Origin of the sequence: Marinobacter bryozoorum (assembly GCF_023156245.1) — a bacterium.
GTDB lineage: Bacteria > Pseudomonadota > Gammaproteobacteria > Pseudomonadales > Oleiphilaceae > Marinobacter > Marinobacter bryozoorum.
The window spans coordinates 70873-92596 of sequence record NZ_JAKZAH010000006.1 but is presented as its reverse complement, the minus strand read 5'-3'; the positions used below and the strand labels follow the sequence as shown (position 1 = coordinate 92596).

Genomic DNA, 21724 nt, shown 5'->3' with positions numbered 1-21724 from the left:
AAAAACGAAGACTGACCAAAGGTAGTCAGCGCAGTACAACAGTAGGAACATCACAATCCTTTGCGTTTTTGGAAGGAATGAGCTCTCGCGTTGGAGGCCTGTCATCCTGACGGCCGCAATAGGAACCTATATCAATTCTTTGCTACCGGCAACAATGATGCCGCCATGTATGTGAGGCATTTCAGAAAACCAAGCCTGGACGACTGGCCGACCCCGCAAGGTAGTCGCAGCACCCCTACCCACGAGCAGCAGACGGGCTTGTGTACTATTTCGACACCGCCTTAGAAATACCCTGCCTTGACGCGTATAATACCCGCCTTTCGATGCGGGCCGGCTCTGTTATGTTGTCCGACCGCCCGCAACACACAGACTGAATAGCAGGCTACCGTCGTGACAACCATGGCATCACAACCGTCAAAACCGGATCTGAAGACCTTCCAGGGTCTGATCCTGGCACTGCAGAATTTCTGGGCGCAGCATGGCTGCGTGGTTCTCCAGCCACTGGATATGGAAGTGGGGGCTGGCACCTTTCACCCCGCCACCTTCCTGCGCTCCATCGGTCCGGAAACCTGGAACGCTGCCTATGTGCAGCCCAGCCGCCGCCCCACTGACGGCCGTTACGGCGAGAACCCCAACCGCCTGCAGCACTACTACCAGTTCCAGGTCGTGCTCAAGCCGTCCCCGGACAACATCCAGGAGCTGTACCTGGATTCCCTGCGGGCGCTGGGGCTGGACCCGCTGGTACACGACATCCGCTTCGTGGAAGACAATTGGGAATCCCCCACCCTGGGGGCCTGGGGCCTCGGCTGGGAAATCTGGCTGAACGGCATGGAGGTGACCCAGTTCACCTACTTCCAGCAGGTGGGCGGCCTGGAATGCTACCCGGTCACCGGTGAGCTGACCTACGGCCTGGAGCGCATCGCCATGTACCTGCAGGGGGTGGACAGCGTATACGACCTGGTGTGGACCGAGGGCCCGGACGGTGTGGTCACCTACGGCGACGTGTTCCACCAGCAGGAGGTGGAGATGTCCACCTACAACTTCGAGCATGCGGACACCGAGTTCCTGTTCCACAGCTTCGATGTCTATGAACGCGAGAGTGCCCGCCTGATCGAAGCCGGCCTGGCCCTGCCTGCCTATGAGCAAGTACTCAAGGCCTCCCATACCTTCAACCTGCTAGACGCCCGCCACGCGATTTCTGTCACCGAGCGACAGCGCTTCATCCTGCGGGTTCGTACCCTGGCACGGGCCGTGGCCCAGGCCTATTTCGACAGCCGCAAGGCCCTGGGCTTCCCGATGGCGCCGGATGCGCTGCGAAAGGAAGTCCTGGCCGCTGAAGAGAACGCCGGCAAGGGCAAGAAAGGCAAAAACGCCAAGAAGGGGAACGCATAATCATGGCTACTCAGGATTTTCTGGTCGAGCTGGGCACCGAGGAACTCCCTCCCAAGGCCCTCAAACCCCTGTCTGATGCGTTTGCCGAGGGTATCCGTGGTGGCCTGGAAGAGGCCGGCATTGCCTTTGACAAGGTCGAAGCCTTTGCCGCACCCCGCCGCCTGGCCGTGCGCGTGCGCAAGCTGGAGGATGCCCAGCCGGACAAACCGGTGGAGAAGCGTGGCCCGGCCATCAAGGCCGCCTTCGATGACGATGGCAACCCCACCAAGGCCCTTAACGGGTTCGCCAGCTCACTGGGGGTTACGCCAGAGCAGCTGGATACCCTGGAAACCGACAAGGGTGCCTGGGTCGTCTATCGCACGGTAGAGCAGGGCAAGCCCACGGTTGAGCTGCTGCCACAGCTGGTAGAACAGGCCCTGGCCGGCCTGCCCATTCCCAAGCGCATGCGCTGGGGTGCCCACCGTACGGAATTTGTCCGGCCCGTTCACTGGCTGGTCTTCATGTACGGCAATACCGTGGTCAACGCACCCATCATGGGCCTGGAGCCGGGGAACACCACCCGTGGTCACCGCTTCCATTGCCCACGCTCGCTGATTGTGCCGACTCCGAACGACTACGAGATCGTCCTCAAGCAGGAAGGCTACGTGATTGCGGACTTCGCCGAACGCCGGGAAGTGATCCGCCAGGGCGTGACAGAAATTGCCGAGAAAGAAGTCGCTGGCAAGGCCGTGATCGACGAGGACCTGCTGGACGAGGTCACCGCCCTCAACGAGTGGCCTGTGCCACTGCTGGGCCGGTTCGAGGAGCGCTTCCTGGACGTGCCCGCCGAGGCGCTGATCTCCTCCATGAAGGAGCACCAGAAGTACTTCCACGTGGTGGACCGCGACGGGAAGATGCTGCCGGTCTTCATCACCCTGGCCAACCTCGAGAGCAAGGACCCGGGCCAGGTCATAGCCGGCAATGAAAAGGTTATCCGCCCGCGCCTGTCCGACGCCGCGTTCTTCTATGAGACCGATCGCAAGACCCGGCTGGAAGACCGTATCGACCAGCTCAAGCCGATCGTGTTCCAGGAAAAGCTGGGCAGCATCCACGACAAGTCCGTCCGCGTCGCAGCCCTGGCCGGCAAGATTGCCGAAGCCATCAATAGCGACCCCTCCCTGGCCGAACGTGTTGCCATGCTGGGCAAGACTGACCTGGTCACCGAGATGGTTCTGGAGTTCACCGACCTGCAAGGCATCATGGGCCAGTACTACGCGGCCAACGACGGCGAGCACGAGGACGTGGCCAAGGCCCTGAACGAACAGTACATGCCCCGCTTTGCCGGTGATGACCTGCCCTCCACCCTGACAGGCTGTGCCGTGGCCATCGCCGACCGGATTGATTCCCTGGTGGGCCTGTTCGGCATCAACCAGCCGCCTTCCGGCACCCGTGACCCCTTCGCATTGCGCCGGGCGTCCCTGGGTGTGCTGCGCATCATCATCGAGCGTGGGCTGCCCCTGGACCTTCAGCAGCTGTGCGAATGGGCCGAGCAGAACTTCACCCAGCTCACCGAACAGAACACCGCCAGCACGGTGGTGGACTACATTCTGGAGCGTTTCCGGGCTCACTTCGAAGAGCAGGACATCAGCGCCGAGGTCTACCTGGCCGTCCACGCCCGCCGTCCCACCCGCCCGCTGGACTTCGACCGCCGGGTGAAAGCCGTGGACGCTTTCCGCAAGCTGCCAGAAGCCGAGGCACTGGCAGCCGCCAACAAACGGGTATCCAATATCCTCACCAAGCAGGGTGGCGATTCCATCGGGGAGCATGTGGATAACGCGTTGCTGCAGGACAAGGCGGAAATCGCCCTGTCAGAGCAGGTCAGTGAGCAGGCCCAGAAGGTGGTACCGCTGTTCGACCAGGGCGACTACGCCACGGCCCTAAGCTCCCTGGCCAGCCTGCGGGCACCGGTGGATGCCTTCTTTGACGAGGTGATGGTGATGGCAGACGACGAGGCGGTCCGCAACAACCGCCTGGCCCTGCTGAACCGCCTGCGCAACCTGTTCCTGCGGGTAGCGGACATCTCGGTGCTGCCGGGCGCCTGATAGGCAGAACCCGCAACGCCACCCCCTGGAAATTCCCGTTCCGGGGGGTGGTAAAGCGGCCTGTTTTACGTATAATACCGGCCGTTGTTCGGCGTGTGGCGCAGCTTGGTAGCGCACTTCGTTCGGGACGAAGGGGTCGCAGGTTCGAATCCTGCCACGCCGACCACTCCTTTCCCGTTATCCCAGTTTTCCCAGCAGTCCTTTCTTGATATCCGGCCAGTCCGGGTCAGTGATGCTGTACATTACCGAATCCCGCACATAGCCATCCTGAACCACCATATGCCGCCGTAGTACACCTTCCCTTTGAGCGCCCAGCCGTTCGATGGCTTTCTGCGAACGCAGGTTCCGTGCATCTGTCTTCAGCTCCACCCGGTAGGCACCCAGTTCCTCAAACGCATGCCTGAGCAGCAGGTACTTGGCCTCGGTATTCACCGGCGTGCGCTGGTAGTCGCGCCCCAGCCAGGTGTAACCGATCTCCAGGGCATGGTCCCAGGGTCGGACATTGAGGTAACGGGTGCTGCCCATCAGGGCGCCGGATGCGGGCTCAACCAGCACATAGGGGTAATGCGGCTCCTTGCGGGCCAGCTCCAGTGCCTGCTGTATCCATTGTTCGGCATCGGCGCAGCTGGTGAACGCCGCAGTCGGCAAATAGGCCCAGTCTTCCTGGTGCTGGCCGATCCCGAACAGGCCCTCCACGTGCGCGTCCGAAAGCGGCTCCAAACGAACGTGGCGTCCTTCCAGCAGGGGTTGCGTTACCTCAAATCCCATATGACTTCCCTTTCAGCGACAATTTAACGGAGAACAACTCCAGACTTTTACAAGCGTTTATAGACGTCTTTGCGATGACCGATTCTGACCACGATAACCACCAACTGATCGTCAATCACTTCGTAGACAATGCGATAGTTACCCTGACGGACCCGATAACGCTCCAACCCGGACAGCTTCTCACTGCCGGGGGGACGGGGATCATCCTCCAGGGCTTTCATCCGCTTGAGTATGCGAGCGACGTCCTGGTTGGCTATGGAGCGGAGGTCTTTGGAAACAGACTTTCTGAAAACCAGCCTATATTTTGCCATGGGCTTTCAGGTCATCCAGCAACGCTTCATAGGTCATAGTGGGCTCAGCCACCCGTTCCTCAAACGCCGCCAGGTCCTCCTGGTCTTCAGCCAGGGCAGCACGAACCGCGTCGTTCACAATATCCGAGACACTGCGGTTGGTATGTGCGGCCTTCAGGCGCAGCGCAGCATGTAACTGGGGGTCAAAATAAACGGTCGACCGCTTGGAGGGTTCGCTCATGACAATCTCCGACTCAGCCAGAAAAGGACATCATAACGTCACGACGTCCTGGCGCCAAGTGTCGGATTCATTGCCAGAGTCTTTCACACCTAAGCGGATATGTTGCCGGCGAAAAGCCATCAAACCGCATATCCCGCACCCGGTTCAGGTCAGACCAGATCAGCTGGTGGCCCTTCAGGTTCGATTGTCTATTGCTCACGGTTCAGCTGATACACGATGAAATCACTGGGCCCGCCGGTGTAGCGATCATAGAACGCACGGCCGCGCTCGTTGAAATGCTGGGTGATCCAGCGCAGGGCACTCCAGCCGCGCTCCTGCGCCAGTGCATTCAGCCGGGAAAAGAGGGCATCGGCGGCACCGCTCCCTCTCGCTTCGGGCACCACAAACATATCGTCCAGAAAGCCGATATATCCCCCGGCGAGCGAACGGGGACAGGCACGAACATGGGCAATCCCCAGCGCCTTGCCCCTCTGGTCGCGGGCGATCAGCCCCTCAAGTTCATGGGCGGGATCCAGCAGCCAGTCCCAGACCTGATCGGCAATCCTGTCGGTTATCGGGGTCTTGTAGAATGCAGCGTAGCCATCGAACAGGGGGCGCCAGTCCTGCTTGTCATCGACGGTGACGAAATTGACCCGGTGTTCTTCCATGGCTCTCCTGCCTTTGTCTCTGGCTGTACAGCACTGTGCTCCGGGCTTTTCACGGAACAGACTGCAATAGGGCGAATCGTTAACCATACCGAAGGATGCGTGGGGAACCAAGCTCGCTATTGTCGACCACCACCGTGGCACGATCAGCTGGCGAGCACTCGCTCAGGTACAGCAGCTGTCCTTCGATGTAGCGCCTGTTCAGGGGCGCATCCGGGTCCGGAGACGTACCGTCCCGCCAGCCCAATCGCCGGACCGACGTTTCAAAAGGTACCTCAAGAAATACAGACAGATCCCAGTATCCGCGGAGCTCGCGCCGGTGGGCAAAAATGCCGTCAAAAACCAGGATATCGCCCGCGCTCGCCTGTCGCGGGCTCATTCTGACCGGCGTATCGGTGCGGTGATCGAACACCGCCGGAATGAACTGGCCTGATCCTCCGGGCGAGAGCGGCTCAAGCAGCGCCTGCTCAAGTGCCTGGTAGTCGTAGGAGTCGTGGTGAAATCCCTTCGGGCAATACCGGCCACGACGGTACCTGACCGAGCGAGGGTGATGAAATCCGTCCACCGAGGCGCGGATCACCTTCGCACCAAAAGCCTCAAGCCTTCGAGCAAGCTCATCTGCGAATACCGTCTTGCCCGCGCCATCGACGCCATCAATGGCGACCCGCGTCACGAATGGGCTCTGGATACCCAGGACCGTTTGCGCAATTTCCCCTATCGCCAAGACAAAAAGTCTCCTGCCTGAATTTTAGACATACAGCTCAAGGCCCTCGTACGGTTGTTCCCTGAGCGCAGCTAGCCGGGTCTGGAGGTCACCCGCGTGAAGTTCCAGTTTGTGCCCGTCCGGATCCAGAAAGTACAGGGAATCTCCCTCGCTCTGGTTCTCTTTCCAGATCCTCACATTATGCGAGCGGATAGCCTCAGCGCTCTCGTTGAAGGACCCCTTCTCCACGGAAAACGCTATGTGGGTGTACTCAGGCTCGGGTTCGCTACGCTTGCCCGCATCCAGCGACAGACAGACCCACCCTTCGCCAGCGAGGAGATATGCACCCCCTGACCACTTCGCCACCGGCTTCAGTCCGACCACCCTGGTATAAAACCTAAATGATCGCTCAAGATCACTGACAGCCAGGGTTATATGATTGATACCACTAACCATGCTGTTATCCTCTTTGCCTACACCTCCACGAACACCCTGGTTTTCAGCCAGAATCCCAGTCTGGCGACAGTCGACTTCGTCGGCTACATTTGGAGCATCTGTGAAGACCATCACCAGCACATAACCTGAGTCACCGAGTGCATGGCTGAAAACCCGCCACGTGGTTCTGTCGTTCATCAGTGACCTGCTTTCCCGCCGCCACCACTGGCGTTACCAGGCCAAATGCCCGGGCCGCAACCGCATCGCGTCGGCCACTCAGGCCTCTGGCCGACGGTCCACCATGTTGGTGGCAAAACCGTCAGCCACCACCTTACCCTTGACCGTACACACCGTTTTCAGTTTGACCCGGCGACGGCGTTCATCGATCTCTTCCACGGTCGCCGTGGCCGTCACTGTGTCACCGATATGCACCGGGGCCTTGAAGCGTAACTGCTGGTCGACATAGATAGCGCCGGGGCCGGGCAGGCGTGTGCCCAGTACCGTCGAGATCAGGCCAGCATTGAACATACCGTGGACGATTCGCTGGCCGAAGGCCGTTTCCGCGGCGAACTCGGCGTTCATATGCACCGGGTTATCGTCACCGGTTATGCCGGCGAACAACACCACATCCGCTTCAGTGATGGTCTTGGCATAGCTGGCGCTCATGCCCACTTCCAGGTCTTCCAGGTAATAGCCGTGGAGGTCATTCATGGCCTTGCTCCATTAGTACGGTTGATCTTTGCGGGGATAAATAGGATGTTTACAGAAACTCCCCCAATCCATAACAACACGGTAGCGAAGTATGTATATAAACGGCACCTGGGTCGATACCGGCCATACCTTTGAAGTCACCAACCCCGCCAATGGCGAAGTTATCGGCCAGGTGCCGGATGCCAGCGCCGCGCAGATTGACGAAGCCATCGGTGCAGCCCACGAGGCCTTCTTCAGCTGGCGCCGGACCACCGCCTACGAGCGCTCGACCCTGCTGTACCGGGCCTGGCAGCTGATGATGGAACAAAAACGGGAACTGGCGGAACTGATGACCCGGGAGCAGGGCAAACCCCTGAAAGCCTCCCTGAATGAAGTCCAGTACGGCGCCGACTTCCTGCTGTGGTTTGCTGAAGAAGCCAAGCGCCTATACGGTCAGAGCATCCCTTCCGCCCGCCCGGACCAGCGCTTCTGGGTGCAGCAGCAGCCGGTGGGCGTGGTCGGCGCCATTACCCCCTGGAACTACCCCATTTCCATGATCACCCGCAAGGTGGGCCCGGCCCTGGCGGCCGGCTGCACCGTGGTACTCAAGCCTGCGGAAAGCACCCCGCTGTGCGCCATGGCCATGTTCCGCATCTTTGAGCAGGCAGGCTTCCCCAAGGGCGTGGTCAATCTGATCACCAAGAAGGACCCGGTGCCCGTGGGTACGGCCCTGTGCGAAGACCCCCGGGTACGCAAGCTCACCTTCACCGGCTCCACCGCCGTGGGCAAATTGCTGAACGAGCGGGCGGCCCGGCACATGAAGCGGGTGTCCATGGAACTGGGCGGCCACGCCCCGGCACTGGTGTTTGCGGATGCAGACCCGGTGCATGCCGCCAAGGGCCTGTCGCTGGTGAAATTCCTCAACACCGGCCAGGCCTGCATCAGCCCCAACCGGATCCTGGTGCAGCGGGATATGATGGGGCCGTTCCTGGAAGAGCTGAGCAAACGCATCAGTACCATGAAAGCCGGCAACGGTATGGAGGAGGGCGTTCGCATCGGGCCACTGATCAATGACGTGGCCGTACGCAAGGTGGACAACCAGGTGAAGGACGCTGTCGCCAAGGGCGCCCGGGTACTGAACGGCGGGGAGCGACTGCAGACCCCGGAACTGGCCGGCGGTCACTTCTACGCACCCACGCTGCTGGCCGACGTGACCCCGGAAATGCTGATCTACCGGGAGGAAACCTTTGGCCCGGTGGCCGCCGTCATTCCCTTCGATACCGAGGAAGAAGCCATCGCCATGGCCAACGACACCCGTTACGGCCTGGCCGCCTATATCTATTCGGAGAACCTGTCCCGCTGCATGCGGGTGTTCGAGGCGCTGGATTTCGGCATTATCGGCATCAACGACATCAACCCCACCAGCGCAGCGGCACCCTTCGGTGGTATGAAGGAAAGCGGCCTGGGCCGGGAAGGCGCCCAGGAAGGCATCCAGGAATACCTGGAAACCAAGCTCGGCGGTATCGCCGTGGCCGGGGCCTGAACCCGGTCAGTCAGGTCGTTTCGGTGAGGCCTCGGCCTCTCCGTCCTCCTGCTGGCGCAGCCACAGGTCCGCGTAGCGCCCGCCGGCAGTGAGCAACTCCCGGTGGGTGCCCCGCTCCACAATCCGGCCTCCGTCCATCACCAGAATGGTATCGGCATCCCGCACGGTCGACAGGCGGTGGGCGATGACCAGGGTGGTACGCTGTTCGCTAACCTCCCGCAGCGCTTCCAGGATCACCTGTTCCGATACCGAGTCCAGGGATGACGTAGCCTCGTCCAGAATCAGGATGGGCGGGTTCTTGAGGAAGACCCGGGCGATGGCAACCCGCTGCTTCTCGCCACCGGACAGCTTCAGACCCCGCTCACCCACCCGGGTCTGATAGCCCTGGGGCAAGGTTTCGATGAAGTGGTCCAGATGGGCCAGTTTCGCGGCCCGCCGCACCTCTTCCTCACTGGCACCCGGGCGGCCATAGGCCAGGTTCTGGTACAGGGTGTCATTGAACAGCACCGTGTCCTGGGGCACCACACCAATGGCGGAGCGCAGGCTGTCCTGGGTGACGGTGCGGATATCCTGGCCGTCGATGGTGATACGCCCGCCATCCACATCGAAAAACCGGAACAGCAGCCGGGCCAGGGTGGACTTGCCGGCCCCGCTGGCCCCCACCACCGCCACCTTGTGGCCGGCAGGGATCTCGAAGCTCACATCATGGAGAATGGTGCGGTCGGGCTGGTATCCAAACCGCACTGACTCGAACCGCACCGACCCGCCAGCGGTACCAAGCTGGCCCGCATCCGGGGCGTCAGTGACCGCCGCAGGCTCGCCCAGCAGCCCGAACAGCCGCTCCACATTGACCAGCGCCTGGCGAATTTCCCGGTAGACAAAGCCCAGGGCATTCAGGGGAATGAACAACTGGATCAGGTAGGCGTTGATCATGGTGAAATCGCCCAGGGTGATGGCACCACTGGCCACCTCCTGTACCGCCATGGCCATGATGACAATCAGCGCCACGCCGATGATCAGGGCCTGCCCGGTATTGAGGGCGGCCAGCGACAGGCGGTTGTTGAGCCGTGCCCGTTCCCATTCCTGCAGGTCTTCATCGTAGCGCCGGGCCTCGAATTCCTCGTTATTGAAGTACTTCACCGTCTCGTAGTTGAGCAGGCTGTCCACAGCACGGGAATTGGACTGGTTGTCCCGGGCGTTGGCTTCGCGAACAAAGCGGGTGCGCCATTCCGTGACGCGGATGGAGAACACCACATACACCACCACTGCCACCAGGATGGCCAGCACATAGCCAGGACTGAACGCCCACAGCAGGATGGCAGACACCATCAGGATCTCGAGGATGGTGGGGATAATATTGAACAGGGTGAAGCGCAGCAGGAAGCTGATACCGTTGGTGCCCCGCTCAATGTCACGGGCCAGGCCGCCGGTCTTGCGATCCAGGTGAAAGCCCAGTGCCAGCTGGTGCAGGTGACGGAACACCCGCAGGGACACGCGCCTCATGGCACGCTCTGCCACCCGGGCAAACACCGCATCCCGCAGCTCACTGAACAGCGTACTGCCAAACCGTAACAGGCCATAGGCCACCACCAGCATCACCGGAATCCACAAAAGGATCTGTTCTGAACTGGTAGTATCCAGGTAGTCGACGATGTACTTGAGCGCTACCGGCGTAGCCACGGTTGCCAGCTTCGCCATCACCAGCAAAACCACAGACAGCACCACCCGGCCCCGGTACTCTGCCAGATAGGGCCAGAGCCCGGCGATGATCTTCCAGTCCGGCTTGTGATTGGCGGGGTAGTCGTTGTCGGCGTAGGCTCGCAAGGGGCAGTTCCGGTCAGAGGATGGATCAATCGGGCATGATAGACCGTAGAATAGCGGGTTACGACCCCGGATCCGATACCCCCAGGGACCAGGGCGATCGCACGGAAGTCCAGCAGAACGGGTCCGGGGAGGGCCTTCCGGAACAGTCAGAAAAACCCAGGTTTTTCGTTCCGGAAGGCCCTCCCCGGACCCGTTCCACCCCCAAACCAACAGGCGAAACAAACCAAAACCCGGACAGGAGTCAAAACCATAATACGCCAACACAAAAGCGCCTTCGCCCTGGCCCGGAACTTCATCCTGCCCTACCGCAAGGCCGTAGCCGGCGCCATGACCGCACTGGTGATCACCGCCGGCATCACCCTGTCCCTGGGCCAGGGGCTGCGCATCCTGGTGGACCAGGGCCTGGCAACCCAGTCACCCGAAATGCTGGCCCGGTCTGTCGGGTTGTTCTTCCTGCTGGTACTGGGACTGGCCGTGGGCTCGTTCACCCGCTTCTACCTGGTGTCCTGGATTGGCGAGCGGGTCGTGGCCGACATCCGCAAGCAGGTCTTCAACCACCTGATCGACCTGCACCCGGGCTTCTATGAGAAGAACCGCAGCCTGGAAATCCAGTCCCGGTTTACCGCCGATACCACAGTGTTGCAGTCCGTCATTGGCTCCACCGTGTCCATCGCCCTGCGCAACCTGCTGATGCTGTTTGGCGGCATCATCCTGCTGTTCATCACCAACCCCAAGCTGGCCAGCGTGATCATCTTCGGTTTTCCGGTGGTAATCGTGCCCATCCTGTTCTATGGCCGGCGGGTGCGCAAGCTCTCCCGGCTAAGCCAGGACCGGGTGGCGGATGTGGGCAGTTATGTGGGCGAGAACCTGGCCCAGATCAAGACCGTGCAGGCCTTCAACCACCAGCCGGTAGACCGGGATCGCTTCGCCGCGGTGGCGGAAAACGCCTTCGCCATCGCCCGGGACCGTATCCGCCAGCGGGCCTGGCTGATGACCATCGCCATCACCCTGGTCATGGGCGCCGTCGGTATCGTGATCTGGATCGGTGGCCTGGATGTGATCGCCGGGCGAACCAGCCCCGGAGAACTGGCCGCCTTCGTGTTCTACAGCCTGCTGGTGGGCGTCTCCGCCGGCGCCCTCAGCGAGGTGATCGGGGAACTGCAACGGGCCGCCGGCGCCGCTGCCCGCATCTTTGAGCTGTTACAGACACAGACGGAAATCGACCCTGAGGCCACCGGCTCACGGGCGCTGGCCGAACCTGTGCAGGGTGAGATCGAATTCCGCAACGTGAGCTTTGGTTACCCCGCCCGCCCCGATGTGACCGTAATCCGGGATCTGTCCGTCACCATCCGGGCCGGTGAGACCGTTGCCCTTGTCGGTCCATCCGGAGCCGGTAAATCCACACTGTTTGATCTGCTGCTGCGATTCTATGATCCGCAGGAAGGGCAGATCCTGATCGACGACTTCGATTCCCGCCAGCTCAGCCCGGCGGACCTGCGCAGCTGCTTCGCCCTGGTACCCCAGACGCCAGCCCTGTTCCACGGCACCATCGCCGACAACATTCGCTACGCACGACCCGAAGCAAGCCTGGATAAAGTCATCACCGCCGCCCGCACGGCCCATGCCCATGAGTTTATCGAGCGGCTGCCGGCAGGTTATGAGACCAGGCTGGGCGACGTCGGCCTGGGTTTATCCGGCGGTCAGAAACAACGCCTGGCCATCGCCCGGGCGCTGCTGGCGGACGCGCCCATCCTGTTGCTGGATGAGGCCACCAGTGCCCTGGATGCAGAGAGTGAATATCTGGTGCAGCAGGCCATGCCGGAACTGATGGCTGGTCGCACCACCCTGGTGATAGCCCACCGGCTGGCTACAGTTCGACATGCGGACCGCATCCTGGTGATGGACCAGGGACAGCTATTGGATGCGGGGCGGCATGATGAGCTGGTTGGGCGTAACAGCCTTTATGCCCGCCTGGCTGCTCTTCAGTTTCGTGATTCTGCTGGGGAGTCCTGAGTTTTCGACTTGGGGGGTAGTGGGGGGGGGGGGGGGGGGGGGGGGGGGGGGCGCCCCCCCCCCCCCCCCCCCCCCCCCCCCCCCCCCCCCCCCCCCCCCCCCCCCCCCCCCCCCCCCCCCCCCCCCCCCACTGCGAACATCGGTGCCAGTCCCGCTAAAAACCAGGAACTGTTCCCGCAAAAGCGACCCCACAAAAGCCCTAAAGAATGGGTCTGGGGGAGGCCTTCCGGAACAGTCAGGAAAACGTAAGTTTTTCGTTCCGGAAGGCCTCCCCCAGACCTATTCCACCCGCAAACCCTGCAGGCTACGAGGCCAACGAAAAGCAAAGAACCACCCACCCAATGATTCAAATCAACGAATAACCCACCAACAGGTTTGCCCATTCCCCAACCCGTTGCTAGTTTTTTAACCAACAGACACCGAATTTAAACGCTCCGGAAGCAACCAGGGCGCCACCGTTAATCTCAACGACCGCCACCACGGTCACGGAGAGCACATGGCGGACACGGTTACCGATTTACTGGCCCGATACTGGGCCACTGGTTTCTTTATTGTCGCTACTCTGGGCCTGTGCGCCTTTATGGTAGGGGCCTCCAGCCTGCTCGGTGGTCGTAGCCGGGGAGTCAGCAAAAACCTCCCTTTCGAATCCGGCATCGTCGGCACCGGCGATGCCCGCCAACGGTTTTCCGTCAAGTTCTACCTGGTCGCGATGCTGTTCGTGATCTTCGATATCGAAGCCGTGTTCCTGTTCGCCTGGGCCATTGTGATCCCGGACGTGGGGTGGACCGGCTTCTGGGGCGCAGCGGTCTTCATCTTCATACTGCTGGCCGGCCTGCTCTATGACAGCCGCACCGGCGCCCTGGACTGGGCCCCGGAGGCGTCCGGCCGCAAACCGGCTGACTGAACCAACGTATCACCGGACGCATCCCGCGGTGGTCATGGGTCCACTGCAAGGGGTGTCCATGGAGGCACCAATGGCCTACACCCTGACCCGGGCAGAAGAACATCCCGGCGGCGACCGGCGCTATCCCACCGGGCACCGTGAACCGACGGAGGACCCGATCAAGCGTCAGCTTGAACGCAACGTGTTCACCGGCAAGCTCAGCGAGGTGCTGAACAACGCGGTCAACTGGGGCCGCAAGAACTCCCTGTGGCCCTACAACTTCGGGTTGTCCTGCTGTTATGTGGAGATGACCACCGCCTTTACCGCGCCCCACGATATTGCCCGCTTCGGCTCCGAAGTCATCCGGGCCTCACCCCGGCAAGCTGACTTCATGGTTATTGCCGGCACCTGTTTTATCAAGATGGCGCCGGTGATCCAGCAACTGTACGACCAGATGCTGGAACCCAAGTGGGTGATCTCCATGGGTTCCTGCGCCAATTCCGGCGGCATGTACGACATTTACTCGGTGGTTCAGGGCGTCGACAAGTTTCTGCCGGTGGACGTTTACGTGCCCGGCTGTCCGCCCCGGCCGGAGGCGTTCCTGCAAGGGTTGCAGCTATTGCAGGATTCCATCCAGGAAGAGCGCCGGCCGCTGTCCTGGGTGGTGGGCGACCAGGGGGTGTACCGGGCGGAAATGCCCTCCCAGCGGGAAAAGTGGCGGGACCGGCGCATCCAGGCTACCGAGCTGAGGACGCCGGACAAACTCTGACCCATTGCAGACCGACAACTCAGGGAATGGATCAGCACCATGACCACAGGCACCGTCGACAACCCGCAGGCTAACGCCGATAACGGCCACCTGCTGGACCAGTTCCGGGAGGATGTGCTGCACGTGCAGCCCACCCTCACCGGCATGCCTGTGTTCTGGGTGCGCCGGGAGAGCCTGGTGGACATCCTTGCCCATCTGAAACAGGTACCGGCGCCGTTCAGCATGCTCTACGACCTGTCGGCGGTGGACGAGCGACTGCGTAGCCACCGGGATGGGCTTCCCGCATCGGATTTCACCGTGTTCTACCACCTGCTCTCGGTGGAACGGAACGAGGACCTGATGCTCAAGGTCGCCCTGGACGAGTCGGACCTGCGGGTGCCCACGGTCACTGGCGTGTTTGCCAATGCCAGCTGGTACGAGCGGGAGGTGTGGGACCTGTTCGGCATCCATGTGGAGGGCCACCCCCACCTGGCACGTATCCTCATGCCTCCCACCTGGGAAGGCCACCCGCTGCGAAAGGACTATCCCGCCCGGGCGACAGAATTCGATCCCTACACCCTCACCGTGGAAGGCCAGGGTGAGGAACAGGAGGCCATGCGCTTCGAGCCGGAAGCCTGGGGCATGCAACGGGAGCGGGACGGCGCGGAGTTCATGTTCCTCAACCTGGGGCCCAACCACCCCTCTGCCCACGGCGCCTTCCGTATCGTGCTGCAGCTGGACGGTGAGGAGGTGGTCGACTGCGTGCCCGATATCGGCTACCACCACCGGGGCGCCGAGAAAATGGCCGAGCGCCAGTCCTGGCACAGTTTCATACCCTATACCGACCGCATCGACTACACCGGCGGGGTGATGAACAACCTGCCCTATGTACTGGCGGTGGAAAAACTGGCCGGCATAGAAGTACCGGACCGGGTGAAAACCATCCGGGTGATGATGGCGGAGATGTTCCGCATCACCAGCCATCTGCTGTTCCTGGGCACCTACCTGCAAGACCTGGGGGCCATGTCGCCGGTGTTCTACACCTTCAGCGACCGCCAGCGGGGGTACGAAGTGATCGAGGGTATCACCGGCTTTCGCATGCATCCGGCCTGGTACCGCATCGGCGGTGTTGCCCAGGACCTGCCCCGGGGATGGGAAAAGCTGGTGCAGGGCTTCCTGGACTGGATGCCGCCGCGGCTGCGGGAATACGAAAAGGCGATGATGGAAAACGCCCTGGTGCGGGAGCGTACCCGCCACGTGGCCGCCTTTAACACCGCTGAGGCGCTGGAATGGGGCGTCACTGGCCCCAACCTGCGGGCCACCGGCTGCAACTTCGACCTGCGCAAACAGCGACCCTATTCCGGCTACGAGCATTTCGATTTCGAAGTGCCCCTGGCCCAGAACGGCGATGTATTCGACCGGGGCCAGCTACGCATCGACGAGATGCGCCAGAGCCTGCGCATCATCCAGCAGTGCATGGACCACATGCCCAGCGGCGACTACAAGGCCGACCATCCGCTCACCACGCCTCCACCCCGGGAGCGCATGCTGCAGCACATAGAAACGCTGATTACCCACTTCCTGCAGGTGTCCTGGGGGCCGGTGCTCAAGCCCCAGGAGTCCCTGCAGATGGTGGAGGCCACCAAGGGCATCAACAGTTACTACCTGACCAGCGACGGCAACACCATGAGTTACCGCACCCGTATCCGCACGCCGAGTTTTCCGCATCTGCAGCAGATACCGGCGGTGATGCGGGGCGGCTTCGTGCCGGACCTGATCGCCCATCTGGGCAGCATCGATTTCGTAATGGCAGACGTGGACCGCTAACCATGGCAGAGCCTGTAGCTACATCACAGATTATCGGCAGCGACGGCTTCGAGCTTCACCCGGCAGATGAGACCGCCATCCTGAGGGAACTGGAACACTACGAGCAGCCCCAGGCCGCCTGCATCGAGGCCCTGAAGATCGTCCAACGCCGCCACGGCTGGGTACCGGATGAGGCGATCCCGGCGGTTGCGCGGGTACTCGGCATCGGCCCCGGTGCGGTGGAGGGCGTGGCCACCTTTTACAGCCTGATCTTCCGACAGCCGGTAGGGCGCCATGTGATCCTGGTGTGTGACAGCAGTTCCTGCTTCCTGACCGGGTTTGACGAACTCAAACAGGCCCTGGTGGATCAGCTGGGCATCGATTATGGCGAGACCACTAACGACAGCCGCTTCACCTTGCTGCCGGTTTGCTGTCTGGGGGCGTGTGACGGTGCCCCGGCACTGATGATCGACGACGATACCTACGGGCCGGTGACTGCCGACGACTTGCCCGGCCTGCTGGAGGGCTACCCATGAGCGAGTCCATACCCAACCAGCGCCGGTCTGTGGGCTATCGCAGCCGGCTGCTGCAAACGGAGGCGGAACGCCGTGCCGACACCCACCCGCTCACCTGGCGGCTGCGGGACGACGGCGAGGCGGTCTGGCTCGACGAGTACCTGCGCAAGGACGGCTACCAGTCCGTGCGCAAGGCGCTCTCTGAAGGGGACCCACAGGCCATCATTGCCACCATGAAGGAAGCCAACGTCCGCGGCCGTGGCGGGGCGGGCTTCTCCGCCGGACTCAAGTGGAGCCTGACCCTGCAAGGGGGCGACATACCCCGTGGTTACCTGATCTGTAACGCGGACGAGATGGAACCAGGCACCTTCAAGGACCGGTTGCTGATGGAACAGCAGCCCCACCTGCTCATCGAGGGCATGATCCTCGGGGCCTTTGCCAATAACAGCCGTTATGGCTACATCTTCCTGCGCGGCGAGTACGTGGAGGCCGCCCGGGTTCTGAACCGGGCCATTGATGAGGCCAGGGACGCCGGCTGGCTGGGGCCGGACATCAACGGCAGCGGGTTCGACTTCGACATTGCCGTACACACCGGCGCCGGGCGCTACATCTGCGGCGAGGAAACCGCGCTGATCAACTCCCTGGAGGGCAAGCGCGCCAATCCCCGGGGCAAGCCCCCATTCCCGGGGCAGTCCGGTGCCTGGGGCAAACCCTCGGTGGTGAACAACGTGGAAACCCTGTGTAACGTACCGGCGGTGATCCTTAACGGCGCTGGGTGGTACCAGGGCCTGTCCGGCGACCGCACCGACGATGGCGGTAGCAAGCTCTACGGCTGTTCCGGCCCGGTGGACAACCCTGGCCTGTGGGAACTGCCCATGGGTACCACCGGGATGGAGATTCTCGACCGCGCCGGGGGTCTGCGGGACAACCGCCAGCTCAAGGCCTGGCTGCCCGGGGGTGCCAGTACCGGATTCCTGTTGCCAGAGCACCTGGAGCTGCCCCTGGACTTTGACACCATGGGCAAGGAGGGCAGCCGCCTTGGGACCGGTCTGCTCACGGTGGTGCCGGATGATATGAGCATGGTGTCGCTGATGCGCAACCTGGAGCAATTCTTCGCCCGGGAATCCTGTGGCTGGTGCACGCCCTGCCGCGACGGCCTGCCATGGGTCGTCAAACTGCTGCAGTCACTGGAGCAAGGGCAGGGCGAGCCCGGCGATATCGAGCTCCTGGACAAGCTGGCGGCGGACTGCGGTCCCGGCCTGACCTTCTGCGCCCATGCCCCCGGTGCCGCCATGCCGTTGCAGACGGCGCTCAGACATTTCCGCCATGAATTCGAACAAGGCGTGGGCAAGCCCAGGGGCGAAGCCCACCAGGACCCGATTCCGGTGGGGGAAGTATGAGAACAGAACGCCCGGTGACAAACCCAGGCAAACGGGACTGAACCATGGCCATCATCCATGTGGACGGACAGCAATACGAGGTGAACGGGGCCCAGAACCTGCTCCAGGCCTGCCTGTCCCTGGGCCTGGACATCCCCTATTTCTGCTGGCACCCGGCCATGGGCAGCGTCGGTGCCTGCCGCCAGTGCGCGGTGCGTCAGTACAAGGACGCGGACGACGACAAGGGCATGCTGGTGATGTCCTGCATGAGCCCGGCGACAGACCAGACCCGCATTTCCATTGACGACGAGGAAGCGAAGGCCTTCCGCGCCAGCGTGGTGGAATGGCTGATGATCAACCACCCCCACGACTGCCCGGTGTGCGAGGAGGGCGGCCACTGCCATTTGCAGGACATGACGGTGATGACCGGCCATGACCGGCGCCGTTACCGCTACCGCAAACGCACCCGCCGCAACCAGTACCTGGGGCCGTTCATCGCCCATGAGATGAACCGCTGCATCACCTGCTACCGTTGTGTGCGCTTCTACAACGACTACGCCGGCGGCACCGACCTGGGCGCCTTCGGCGCCAAGGACAATATCTACTTCGGGCGCTACGAGGATGGCACCCTGGAAAGTCCGTTCGCCGGTAACCTGACCGAGGTCTGCCCCACCGGCGTCTTCACCGACCAGAGCCATTCCGACCACTACACCCGCAAGTGGGACCTGCAGTTTGCACCGGGCATCTGCCACCAGTGCTCCCTCGGCTGCAACATCAGCCCCGGGGAACGCTATGGCACCATCCGCCGCATCGAGAACCGCTACCACGGTGAAGTGAATGGTTACTTCCTCTGTGACCGCGGTCGTTTCGGCTATGGCTACGTGAACCGTAACGACCGCCCCCTGGTGCCCTTGTGGCGGGATGGGGCCGGGCAGCCGCCGGTAACGCTGGAGGTGGATACGGCCCTGAACCGCATCACCGATGCCCTCCGCCATGCCCGCAGGATTATCGGCATAGGCTCACCCCGGGCCAGCCTGGAGAGTAATCACCAGTTGCGGGAACTGGTGGGCCCTGACAACTTCTCCACTGGCATCGAGTCCCGGGAGCAGGCCTGCCTTGACCTGATGAACCACCTCCAGCGGACCACGGGCCTGCCCACACCGACGCCAAGGGAGATCGAAGACCACGACGCCATCCTGGTGCTGGGTGAAGACCCGGTACAGAGTGCCGGGCGCCTCGGGCTGAACCTGCGCCAGGCAGCCCTGGCCCGGCGAGAAGCCATGGGCGAGAAGATCGGAGTGCCGGCCTGGAATGCCGAAGCCCTGAAAACCCTGGGGCAGGACAGCTACCATCCCATGCATATTGCCTGGCCCACCGGCACGGACCTGGACGACGTGGCCGCCGGCCGCTATTCCCTGGCGCCGGACGACATCGCCCGGCTGGGCTTTGCCGTGGCCCATCTCATTGATCCGGCCGCACCCGCGGTGGACCACCTTGACCCGGACACCCGCGAAACGGCCAGGCGTATCGCCGATGACCTGATGGCCGCTGAGCGCCCGCTGATCGTCAGCGGTGGCAGCCTGGCGTCGGAAGCCGTGTTGCAGGCGGCGGGCAATATTGCCCAGGCCCTGGCCCGGCGGGCCAAGCAGGGCGGTTTGGTGCTGATTCGCCGGGAAGCCAATAGTACCGGCCTTTCACTGATGGGTGGCCAGGCCCTGGACTGGGCCCTGGACGAACTGAATGGGGGCCGGGCCGACGCCGTGGTAGTTCTGGAAAACGACCTTTACCAGCGGCTACCACCGGAGCAGGTGGAACAAGCCCTGGGGCGCGCAGATATCCAGGTGGTCGTGGACCACCAGAGCACCGCAACAACGTCAGGGGCTCACTTCACCCTGCCGGCGGCCACCTTTGCCGAAGGCGACGGCACCCTGGTCAACCTCGAGGGCCGGGCCCAGCGCTTTTTCCAGGTATTCGAACCCGCCTATATGCGTCCGGAGGCCCGCATCCATGAAAGCTGGCGCTGGCTGCACGCCCTGACGGCCGGATTAAGGGGAGAGGCGGTCACCGACATCAACCTGGACGCCGTAACCCGGGCCTGCGCCGAGGCCCATGCCGCACTGGCCGGTATTGTGGACGCCGCCCCCGGGGCCGATTACCGCATCGAAGGCTTGCGCCTGGCGCGGGAACCCCACCGTTACAGCGGCCGTACTGCCATGCGGGCCAACCTGGCGGTGAGCGAAGTCCGCCCCCCGCAGGACCCGGACACACCCTTCGCGTTTTCCATGGAGGGCTACAGCGGTTTCGACCAGCCGCGCCAGCAGGTGCCCTTCGCCTGGGCCCCGGGCTGGAACTCTCCCCAGGCCTGGAACAAGTTCACCGACGAGATCGGCGGACACCTCCGGGGCGGCGACCCGGGGATTCGCCTGATTCAGCGGGAAGCAGGGCACCGGTCCTACAGCGCCGCTGTGCCGCCCGCGCCGGGAGACACCACGGATGGATCGCTGCGCGCCCTGATATTGCCAAGGCTGTTCGGCGGCGAGGAAACCTCGGCCCGGGCCGAGCCCATCCAGCAAAGAATGACCACGCCTGTGCTTATCCTGAACCAGAAGGATGCCGAGGCATTGGGGGTCTGCCAGGGGGACAGCGTCCTCATCGGTGATGGACCGGCCCTGACCGTGCAAGAGCAGGGCGAGTGGCCCTCCGGTTGGGCTGGTTTGCCTGCGGGTCTGCTACCCGGCCTGGCCCAGGGCGACACACTGACCCTGCGCAAGGCCGAAGGAGGTGCGCCATGAACTGGTGGACCCCGGAACTGGCCGCCATTCTCTGGGGAATGTTCCAGGCCCTGGTGGTCCTGCTGGGGGCGGTGCTGCTGGGGGCAGCCCTGACCGTGGTGGAGCGTCGTTTGCTGGGCCTGTGGCAGGACCGCTATGGCCCCAACCGGGTGGGGCCCTTCGGCACAGGGCAACTGATTGCCGACATGCTTAAGATCTTCTTCAAGGAGGACTGGATACCGCCCTTCGCGGACCGGCCCCTGTTCGTTCTGGCGCCGATCATCGCCTTTGCCTCACTGCTGCTGTCGTTTGTGATCATCCCCATCACCCCCGGCTGGGGCGTGGCGGACATGCACATCGGCTTGTTGTTCTTCCTGGCCATGGCGGGCATCAACGTCTACGCCGTGCTGCTTGGGGGCTGGGCCAGCGGCAATAAGTACGCCCTGTTGGGGGCACTGCGGGCGTCGGCCCAGACCCTGTCCTACGAGGTATTCATGGGACTGTCGCTGATGGGGGTGGTGGCCCTGGCCGGATCCTTCAATATGCGCGACATCGTCAACGCCCAGGAAGGCCTGTGGTTCATCATTCCCCAGTTCTTCGGCTTCGCCACCTTCTTCATCGCCGGTGTCGCCGTGACCCACCGCCATCCCTTTGACCAGCCGGAGGCCGAACAGGAGCTGGCGGACGGCTACCATATTGAATACTCCGGCATGAAGTTCGGCATGTTCTTTATCGGCGAATACGTGGGCATGGTGCTGGTGTCCGCGTTGATCGTCACCCTGTTCTTCGGCGGCTGGCACGGCCCCTGGCTGCCACCGATTCTCTGGTTCGCAATCAAGACAGGGTTCTTCCTCATGCTGTTCATCCTGCTGCGGGCGTCACTGCCCCGGCCCCGGTATGACCGGGTGATGAGTTTCGGCTGGAAGGTATGCCTGCCGCTGACACTGATCAACTTACTGGCCACCGGAGCAGTCATGCTCCTGGTGGGTGGATAGGAG

General features: G+C 62.6%; 19 protein-coding genes and 1 tRNA gene. 12 read left to right on the top strand and 8 right to left on the bottom strand.

All coding sequences use genetic code 11. The annotated features are described in order from the left end of the window. Nucleotides 1-399 precede the first annotated feature (399 nt). The 3 genes from glyQ (at nt 400) to MLC59_RS05410 (ending at nt 3639) form a co-directional block, all read left to right on the top strand. Nucleotides 400-1392 carry a glycine--tRNA ligase subunit alpha gene (gene glyQ / locus MLC59_RS05420; RefSeq protein WP_248231887.1) on the top strand — a complete coding sequence of 331 codons (993 nt, stop codon included), beginning with the start codon at nt 400-402 and terminating at the stop codon, nt 1390-1392. Nucleotides 1393-1394: 2 nt separating this feature from the next. Beyond that, nucleotides 1395-3473, top strand: coding sequence for a glycine--tRNA ligase subunit beta (glyS, locus tag MLC59_RS05415; RefSeq protein ID WP_248231687.1), 2079 nt, complete (start codon nt 1395-1397; stop codon nt 3471-3473). Between the two features lie 89 nt (nt 3474-3562). Further along, a tRNA-Pro gene (locus MLC59_RS05410) sits at nt 3563-3639 on the top strand. Between the two features lie 11 nt (nt 3640-3650). Here the strand turns inward: MLC59_RS05410 and MLC59_RS05405 are convergent. The 7 genes from MLC59_RS05405 to MLC59_RS05375 all read right to left on the bottom strand — a co-directional run bounded on the left by MLC59_RS05405 (nt 3651) and on the right by MLC59_RS05375 (nt 7265). Then, complete coding sequence (locus MLC59_RS05405) at nt 3651-4241, bottom strand: GNAT family N-acetyltransferase (protein ID WP_248231679.1); 591 nt, start codon at nt 4239-4241, stop codon at nt 3651-3653. A 47-nt stretch (nt 4242-4288) separates the two neighbouring features. Then, on the bottom strand, nt 4289-4552 hold the full coding sequence (locus MLC59_RS05400) for a type II toxin-antitoxin system RelE family toxin (protein WP_248231676.1): 264 nt from the start codon (nt 4550-4552) through the stop codon (nt 4289-4291). Then, complete coding sequence (locus tag MLC59_RS05395; protein WP_248231674.1) at nt 4539-4772, bottom strand: hypothetical protein; 234 nt, start codon at nt 4770-4772, stop codon at nt 4539-4541. Before MLC59_RS05395 ends, MLC59_RS05400 begins: the two co-directional genes overlap by 14 nt. 188 nt (nt 4773-4960) lie before the next feature. Then, a complete protein-coding gene (locus MLC59_RS05390) occupies nt 4961-5419 on the bottom strand; it encodes a GNAT family N-acetyltransferase (RefSeq protein WP_248231672.1) in 459 nt (152 codons plus the stop codon). 79 nt (nt 5420-5498) lie between these two features. Further along, nucleotides 5499-6140 (bottom strand): nucleoside/nucleotide kinase family protein, encoded by a 642-nt coding sequence (locus tag MLC59_RS05385; protein WP_248231670.1) that lies wholly within the window; start codon nt 6138-6140, stop codon nt 5499-5501. Between the two features lie 24 nt (nt 6141-6164). Beyond that, entirely contained in the window at nt 6165-6575 is a 411-nt protein-coding gene (fos, locus tag MLC59_RS05380; protein ID WP_248231884.1) for a fosfomycin resistance glutathione transferase, read from the bottom strand. Nucleotides 6576-6830: 255 nt separating this feature from the next. After that, nucleotides 6831-7265: a MaoC family dehydratase gene (locus MLC59_RS05375; protein ID WP_248231668.1), complete on the bottom strand. Its 435-nt coding sequence runs from the start codon at nt 7263-7265 to the stop codon at nt 6831-6833. A 91-nt stretch (nt 7266-7356) separates the two neighbouring features. On the opposite strand from MLC59_RS05375, the gene MLC59_RS05370 reads away from it, so the two are divergent. Further along, entirely contained in the window at nt 7357-8787 is a 1431-nt protein-coding gene (locus MLC59_RS05370) for an NAD-dependent succinate-semialdehyde dehydrogenase (RefSeq protein ID WP_248231665.1), read from the top strand. Nucleotides 8788-8793: 6 nt separating this feature from the next. Here MLC59_RS05370 and MLC59_RS05365 read toward each other — a convergent pair whose 3' ends face one another. Then, complete coding sequence (locus tag MLC59_RS05365; RefSeq protein ID WP_248231663.1) at nt 8794-10611, bottom strand: ABCB family ABC transporter ATP-binding protein/permease; 1818 nt, start codon at nt 10609-10611, stop codon at nt 8794-8796. Nucleotides 10612-10938: 327 nt separating this feature from the next. Here MLC59_RS05365 and MLC59_RS05360 point away from each other — a divergent pair, with 327 nt between their 5' ends. From MLC59_RS05360 to nuoH, 8 genes are all read left to right on the top strand, one after another. Then, entirely contained in the window at nt 10939-12624 is a 1686-nt protein-coding gene (locus MLC59_RS05360; protein WP_248231660.1) for an ABC transporter transmembrane domain-containing protein, read from the top strand. Between the two features lie 496 nt (nt 12625-13120). Then, nucleotides 13121-13528, top strand: coding sequence for an NADH-quinone oxidoreductase subunit A (gene ndhC, locus MLC59_RS05355; RefSeq protein ID WP_091850722.1), 408 nt, complete (start codon nt 13121-13123; stop codon nt 13526-13528). A 70-nt stretch (nt 13529-13598) separates the two neighbouring features. Next, nucleotides 13599-14276: a NuoB/complex I 20 kDa subunit family protein gene (locus MLC59_RS05350; RefSeq protein WP_248231881.1), complete on the top strand. Its 678-nt coding sequence runs from the start codon at nt 13599-13601 to the stop codon at nt 14274-14276. Nucleotides 14277-14315: 39 nt separating this feature from the next. Beyond that, a complete protein-coding gene (gene nuoC, locus MLC59_RS05345) occupies nt 14316-16082 on the top strand; it encodes an NADH-quinone oxidoreductase subunit C/D (protein ID WP_248231657.1) in 1767 nt (588 codons plus the stop codon). Nucleotides 16083-16084: 2 nt separating this feature from the next. After that, nucleotides 16085-16597: an NADH-quinone oxidoreductase subunit NuoE gene (gene nuoE / locus MLC59_RS05340; protein ID WP_248231650.1), complete on the top strand. Its 513-nt coding sequence runs from the start codon at nt 16085-16087 to the stop codon at nt 16595-16597. Then, the gene (gene nuoF, locus MLC59_RS05335; RefSeq protein WP_248231647.1) at nt 16594-17976 is read left to right on the top strand and encodes an NADH-quinone oxidoreductase subunit NuoF; all 1383 of its coding nucleotides are present in this window, start codon (nt 16594-16596) and stop codon (nt 17974-17976) included. Before nuoE ends, nuoF begins: the two co-directional genes overlap by 4 nt. Before the next feature lie 44 nt (nt 17977-18020). Further along, on the top strand, nt 18021-20747 hold the full coding sequence (gene nuoG, locus MLC59_RS05330; protein ID WP_248231645.1) for an NADH-quinone oxidoreductase subunit NuoG: 2727 nt from the start codon (nt 18021-18023) through the stop codon (nt 20745-20747). After that, nucleotides 20744-21721 carry an NADH-quinone oxidoreductase subunit NuoH gene (nuoH, locus tag MLC59_RS05325; protein WP_248231643.1) on the top strand — a complete coding sequence of 326 codons (978 nt, stop codon included), beginning with the start codon at nt 20744-20746 and terminating at the stop codon, nt 21719-21721. Before nuoG ends, nuoH begins: the two co-directional genes overlap by 4 nt. Nucleotides 21722-21724 lie beyond the last annotated feature (3 nt).

Excerpts from the sequence above, each read along its gene's own strand:
- MLC59_RS05370 (WP_248231665.1), top strand. The coding sequence starts at position 7,357 with ATGTATATAAACGGCACCTGGGTCGATACCGGCCATACCTTTGAAGTC.
- MLC59_RS05360 (WP_248231660.1), top strand. The coding sequence starts at position 10,939 with ATGACCGCACTGGTGATCACCGCCGGCATCACCCTGTCCCTGGGCCAG.
- MLC59_RS05390 (WP_248231672.1), bottom strand. The coding sequence starts at position 5,419 with ATGGAAGAACACCGGGTCAATTTCGTCACCGTCGATGACAAGCAGGAC.
- nuoF (WP_248231647.1), top strand. The coding sequence starts at position 16,594 with ATGAGCGAGTCCATACCCAACCAGCGCCGGTCTGTGGGCTATCGCAGC.
- nuoH (WP_248231643.1), top strand. The coding sequence starts at position 20,744 with ATGAACTGGTGGACCCCGGAACTGGCCGCCATTCTCTGGGGAATGTTC.
- MLC59_RS05375 (WP_248231668.1), bottom strand. The coding sequence starts at position 7,265 with ATGAATGACCTCCACGGCTATTACCTGGAAGACCTGGAAGTGGGCATG.
- ndhC (WP_091850722.1), top strand. The coding sequence starts at position 13,121 with ATGGCGGACACGGTTACCGATTTACTGGCCCGATACTGGGCCACTGGT.
- glyQ (WP_248231887.1), top strand. The coding sequence starts at position 400 with ATGGCATCACAACCGTCAAAACCGGATCTGAAGACCTTCCAGGGTCTG.
- glyS (WP_248231687.1), top strand. The coding sequence starts at position 1,395 with ATGGCTACTCAGGATTTTCTGGTCGAGCTGGGCACCGAGGAACTCCCT.
- nuoE (WP_248231650.1), top strand. The coding sequence starts at position 16,085 with ATGGCAGAGCCTGTAGCTACATCACAGATTATCGGCAGCGACGGCTTC.
- nuoC (WP_248231657.1), top strand. The coding sequence starts at position 14,316 with ATGACCACAGGCACCGTCGACAACCCGCAGGCTAACGCCGATAACGGC.
- MLC59_RS05395 (WP_248231674.1), bottom strand. The coding sequence starts at position 4,772 with ATGAGCGAACCCTCCAAGCGGTCGACCGTTTATTTTGACCCCCAGTTA.
- MLC59_RS05405 (WP_248231679.1), bottom strand. The coding sequence starts at position 4,241 with ATGGGATTTGAGGTAACGCAACCCCTGCTGGAAGGACGCCACGTTCGT.
- MLC59_RS05400 (WP_248231676.1), bottom strand. The coding sequence starts at position 4,552 with ATGGCAAAATATAGGCTGGTTTTCAGAAAGTCTGTTTCCAAAGACCTC.
- nuoG (WP_248231645.1), top strand. The coding sequence starts at position 18,021 with ATGGCCATCATCCATGTGGACGGACAGCAATACGAGGTGAACGGGGCC.
- MLC59_RS05350 (WP_248231881.1), top strand. The coding sequence starts at position 13,599 with ATGGCCTACACCCTGACCCGGGCAGAAGAACATCCCGGCGGCGACCGG.
- fos (WP_248231884.1), bottom strand. The coding sequence starts at position 6,575 with ATGGTTAGTGGTATCAATCATATAACCCTGGCTGTCAGTGATCTTGAG.